The following is a 4,533-nucleotide window of genomic DNA, read 5'->3' as shown; positions in this document are numbered from 1 at the left end:
CGCCCAGGCCGCCGTCGCCGGTCCCGTGGAAGCCGCGGTCGCCGGTCCGCCGTCGGCCGCCCGCTCCGCGCTCCACCGCGAACTGCTCCGCTCGCCCAGCCCCGGCCTGGTCATCGCCGTCCAGGATGCCGAGCCGGGACCTGGCACCACGCCGGGCCCGGTCCCGCTGCTGCACGGCCGCGAGACCACGGGGGACCCGGTGGTGTACCTCTGCCGCGCCATGGTCTGCCACGCCCCGGCGGTGTCCGCCGCCCAGGTGCGGGAGCAACTGGCTAGCATGGCGGGATGACCCCAACCCCCGCTCAGCCAGGTCCCTTCGAGCTCGTCGTCTTCGACTGCGACGGCGTCCTGGTGGACTCCGAGGTAATCTCCGTCCACGTCGACCAGCGGGTCCTGGCGGACCTCGGCTGGGAACTGGAGCGGGAGGAAATCGTCGCCCGCTTCGTCGGCAAGAGCGAGGCCAACTTCGTCTCAAGCATCGAGAACCACCTCGGCATCGAACTGGCCGAAGGCTGGGACAGCGTCTACCAGCACTGGTACCGCGAGGCCTTCGAACGGGACCTCACCGCGGTGGACGGCATCGAGGAGGCCCTGGACCGGCTGGAGCTGCCGCACTGCGTGGCCTCCAGCGGCAGCCACGAGAAGATGCGGCGTACCCTGGGCCAAACCGGGCTGCTGCCGCGCTTCGCCGGCCGTATCTTCAGCGCCACCGAGGTCCGCAACGGCAAGCCGGCCCCGGACCTGTTCCTCCACGCGGCGAGGACCCTCGGCGTGGACCCGGCCCGCTGCGCCGTGGTCGAGGACAGCGCCTACGGGGTGCAGGCGGCCCGGGCCGCCGGCATGCACGCCTTCGCCTACGCCGGGGGAGTGACCCCCGCGGAGCGGCTGACCGGGCCCGGAACCACCGTGTTCGAGGACATGCGCCTGCTGCCGGAACTGATCGCCGCCGGCCGCCCCTGACAGGGGTTTGTCTATCTTGGGCTAGCCGCGGGCACGGTCCCGCGGCCCGTGGTTGCGGCGCGGAAATTCCCCACGTACGACGGCGGTGACCGGCGCGCCCGGGCCGCGAACCCGCCGTCGGGCTCCACACGTGGGGAGATTCGGCGGGCGGGCCAGGCTAGACCCGGTCAGCCCAGGACGGCCATCGCGATGGCGATGTAGTGCGCCGCGAAGGCGAAGACCGTGAAGGCGTGGAACAGCTCGTGGAAGCCGAAGTGGCTGTAGCTGAAGTTGGGCTTCTTCAAGGCGTAGAACACCGCGCCGGTGATGTAGAGGGCACCGCCCACGCAGATCAGGACGGCGGCGGGGATGCTGGCGGCGAAGAAGTCGGGCAGGTAGAACAGGGCCGCGCAACCCAAAGCGATGTAGATCGGCACGTAGAGCCAGCGCGGTGCGTGCGTCCAGAGCAGCCGGAACAGCACACCCAGCACCGCCCCGGTCCAGATCAGCCAGAGCAGGAACACTGCCTTGGGCCGGTCCAGGAGGGCCCATGCCAGAGGGGTGTAGCTGCCGGCGATGACCAGCATGATGTTGGTGTGGTCGAGACGCTTCAGCACGATCTTCACGCCCGGGGACCAGTTGCCGCGGTGGTAGACCGCGCTCACGCCGAACAGCAGCACCCCGGTGAAGGCGTAAACGGCGGAGGCGATCTTCAGTTCGGTTGTGGGGGCCAGCAGCACCAGGACCAGGCCGGCGGCGAACGCCAGCGGGGCGGTGACGGTGTGGATCCAGCCGCGCCACTTGGGCTTGATCATGAGCAGCTCGGCGATCCGGACGGCCGCCTCGTCGACGGCGCCGCCCTTGCCCCGCGAGGCGCCTGCTGGGGGTGCCGGCTCCGCGGCGCGGTCGCCGTGCGGAGACAGGCTCGGTCCGGGTTCCGCTGAGTTGCGTTCCATACGGCAATAATATTCGACGCGCGGATAAGTTACCGACGGGTAGCAAGTGGGCCGGGGTAAATCGCCCGGCCCGGGTGCGCGGCCCGGCCCGCGCGGCGGGTAGCCTAGGAATGCACTCCCGTCAGACCCAAGGAAGCCAGGTGAATCCCCGGATGGAACTGCCCGGATTCCTCTATGGCTTCTACGAGCGCGGCCTGCAGCGCTCTCTGGACCCGGAACGGATCCCCCGGCACATCGGCGTGATGGTCGACGGAAATCGCCGCTGGGCCCGGCAGTTCAACGCCCCCACCAGCCAGGGCCACCAGGCCGGCGCGGACAAGATCCACGAATTCCTCGGCTGGTGCCAGGAGCTCGGGGTCAAGGTGGTCACGCTCTACATGCTCTCCACGGACAACATGAACCGCTCCGGCGAAGAGCTCGAGCTGCTGATGGGCATCATCGCCAACACCCTGGACCGCCTGGACGAGGACGAGGACGTCTCGGTCCACGCCATGGGCGCCCCCGAACTGCTCCCGGACTACCTGGCCGAGCGGCTGAACAAACTCACCGCCCGCACCCCGGCGCACGAGAAGATTCACGTCAACGTCGCCGTCGGCTACGGCGGCCGGCGCGAGATCGTTGACGCCGTCCGCGAACTGCTGCACGACGCCGTCGCGCGCGGCGCCGACATCGGCAAGCTCGCCGACGAGCTCACTGTTGACGACATCTCCCGCTTCCTCTACACCCGGGGCCAGCCCGACCCTGACCTGGTCATCCGCACCTCCGGCGAGCAGCGGCTCTCCGGGTTCCTGATGTGGCAGAGCGCCTACAGCGAGTTCTACTTCTGCGAGGCCCTCTGGCCCGCCTTCCGCAAGGTCGACTTCCTGCGCGCCCTGCGCGACTACGCCGGCCGGCAGCGCCGCTTCGGGGCCTGAAGCGTTCACCCGCCCATCACCTGATGTCCGCAAGAATCGCCGAAAAATAATCCGGCAATCGACGCGCGGTGGACGTACGTTAATCCCATCAGCGGGCAAACCGCCGGCTGATCGGGGAGGCCAGTACATGGAGCGGACGTCCGCACCGGGTGTATGGGAGGCCGCGTCCGGCCTCAGGGCCGAACCGCCTCACCACTAACCTTTCCGGGCCTGGGGGCCCGGGGCTGGAGTCGATGTGGCTATTTCCGAAGCACTGCCCACCGTCAGTTCCACCGAGGGCACGCAAGCTACCTCTCGCACCACGCGAGCCAAATCCACCGCCGGTGCGGCCGCCCCGCAGGGGGATACCACCCGCAGCTACGTCATCGACACCTCCGTCCTGCTCTCGGACCCGCGAGCGTTGCTGCGCTTCGCCGAACACGAGGTGATCGTGCCCATCGTGGTGATCACGGAACTGGAAAGCAAACGGCACGACCCGGAACTGGGCTACTTCGCCCGCAAGGCACTCCGCCTCCTGGACGACCTACGGGTTGAGCACGGCGGCCTGGACCGCCCCATTCCGCTGGGGGCCGACGGCGGCACCCTGATGGTGGAGATGAACCACATCTCCGCCGAAGTGCTCCCCGCCGGCTTCCGCGGCGGAGACAACGACAGCCGGATACTGGCCGTCGCCAAGAACCTCTCCAACGAGGGCCGGGACGTCACCGTGGTGTCCAAGGACCTGCCGATGCGCGTCAAGGCCTCGGCCATGGGCCTGCTGGCCGACGAATACCGCAACGAGCTCGTCAAGGATTCCGGCTGGACCGGCCTGGCCGAGATCGACGCCGCCGAGGAGGACGTGGCCACCCTCTACGGCCACGAACCCGTCTTCATCCCCGCCGCCGGCGAACTGCCCGTCAACACCGGCCTGGTGCTGCTCTCCAGCCGCGGCTCGGCCCTGGGCCGGGTGGGCTCGGACAAGCAGGTCCGGCTGGTCAAGGGTGACCGGGACGTCTTCGGACTGCACGGCCGCTCCGCCGAGCAGCGGCTCGCGATCGACCTGCTGCTGGACCCCTCCGTCGGGATCGTCTCCCTCGGCGGCCGGGCCGGCACCGGCAAGTCCGCCCTCGCCCTCTGCGCCGGCCTCGAGGCCGTCCTGGAGCGCCGGGAACACCGCAAGGTGATCGTGTTCCGGCCGCTCTACGCCGTCGGCGGCCAGGAACTGGGCTACCTGCCCGGCTCAGAGGCGGAGAAAATGAACCCGTGGGCGCAGGCGATCTTCGACACCCTCGGCGCGCTGGTCAGCCAGGAGGTGGTCGAAGAGGTGATGGACCGCGGCATGCTCGAGGTCATGCCGCTGACCCACATCCGCGGCCGCTCCCTGCACGACGCCTTCGTGATCGTAGACGAGGCACAGTCCCTTGAGAAGAACGTCCTGCTCACGGTCATGAGCCGGATCGGCCAGAACTCCAAGATCGTCCTCACCCACGACGTCGCCCAGCGCGACAACCTCCGCGTCGGCCGGCACGACGGCGTCGCCGCCGTCGTCGAAACCCTCAAGGGCCACCCGCTCTTCGGCCACATCACCCTCACCCGCTCCGAGCGCTCGCCGATCGCCGCCCTCGTAACGGACCTGCTCGAGGGGGCTGAGATCTAGGCGCACCTGTCGAAGGGGCCGTGGCTCGGTTCGCCGGGCCACGGCCCCTTCGTTTGTCGGCGTGGCCGGGTTCGCCGGGCCACGGCCC

General features: G+C 69.5%; 4 protein-coding genes and 1 pseudogene. 4 read left to right on the top strand and 1 reads right to left on the bottom strand.

Annotation, left to right across the window (positions count from 1 at the left end):
- Positions 1 to 289, top strand: a pseudogene (locus AB0305_RS22725) (thioredoxin domain-containing protein); the annotation flags it as partial.
- On the top strand, positions 286 to 960 hold the full coding sequence (locus AB0305_RS22720) for an HAD family hydrolase (RefSeq protein ID WP_364136831.1): 675 nt from the start codon (positions 286 to 288) through the stop codon (positions 958 to 960). The pseudogene AB0305_RS22725 and the gene AB0305_RS22720, both read left to right, overlap by 4 nt.
- 167 nt (positions 961 to 1,127) lie before the next feature.
- Here the strand turns inward: AB0305_RS22720 and AB0305_RS22715 are convergent, their stop codons facing one another.
- Entirely contained in the window at positions 1,128 to 1,769 is a 642-nt protein-coding gene (locus AB0305_RS22715) for a hemolysin III family protein (protein WP_364137299.1), read from the bottom strand.
- A gap of 278 nt (positions 1,770 to 2,047) precedes the next feature.
- On the opposite strand from AB0305_RS22715, the gene AB0305_RS22710 reads away from it, so the two are divergent.
- Positions 2,048 to 2,809 (top strand): isoprenyl transferase, encoded by a 762-nt coding sequence (locus tag AB0305_RS22710; protein WP_364137301.1) that lies wholly within the window; start codon positions 2,048 to 2,050, stop codon positions 2,807 to 2,809.
- Positions 2,810 to 3,044: 235 nt separating this feature from the next.
- Complete coding sequence (locus AB0305_RS22705) at positions 3,045 to 4,445, top strand: PhoH family protein (protein ID WP_364136833.1); 1,401 nt, start codon at positions 3,045 to 3,047, stop codon at positions 4,443 to 4,445.
- The last annotated feature ends 88 nt before the right edge of the window (positions 4,446 to 4,533 follow it).

The sequence above is a fragment of the Arthrobacter sp. NPDC080086 genome, assembly GCF_040702285.1.
The sequence above is the reverse complement of the archived record's forward strand: the minus strand, read 5'-3'. Positions and strand labels throughout refer to the sequence as shown.

Coding starts and splice junctions, on each gene's coding strand:
- AB0305_RS22720 (WP_364136831.1), top strand. CDS start 286: ATGACCCCAACCCCCGCTCAGCCAGGTCCCTTCGAGCTCGTCGTCTTC.
- AB0305_RS22710 (WP_364137301.1), top strand. CDS start 2,048: ATGGAACTGCCCGGATTCCTCTATGGCTTCTACGAGCGCGGCCTGCAG.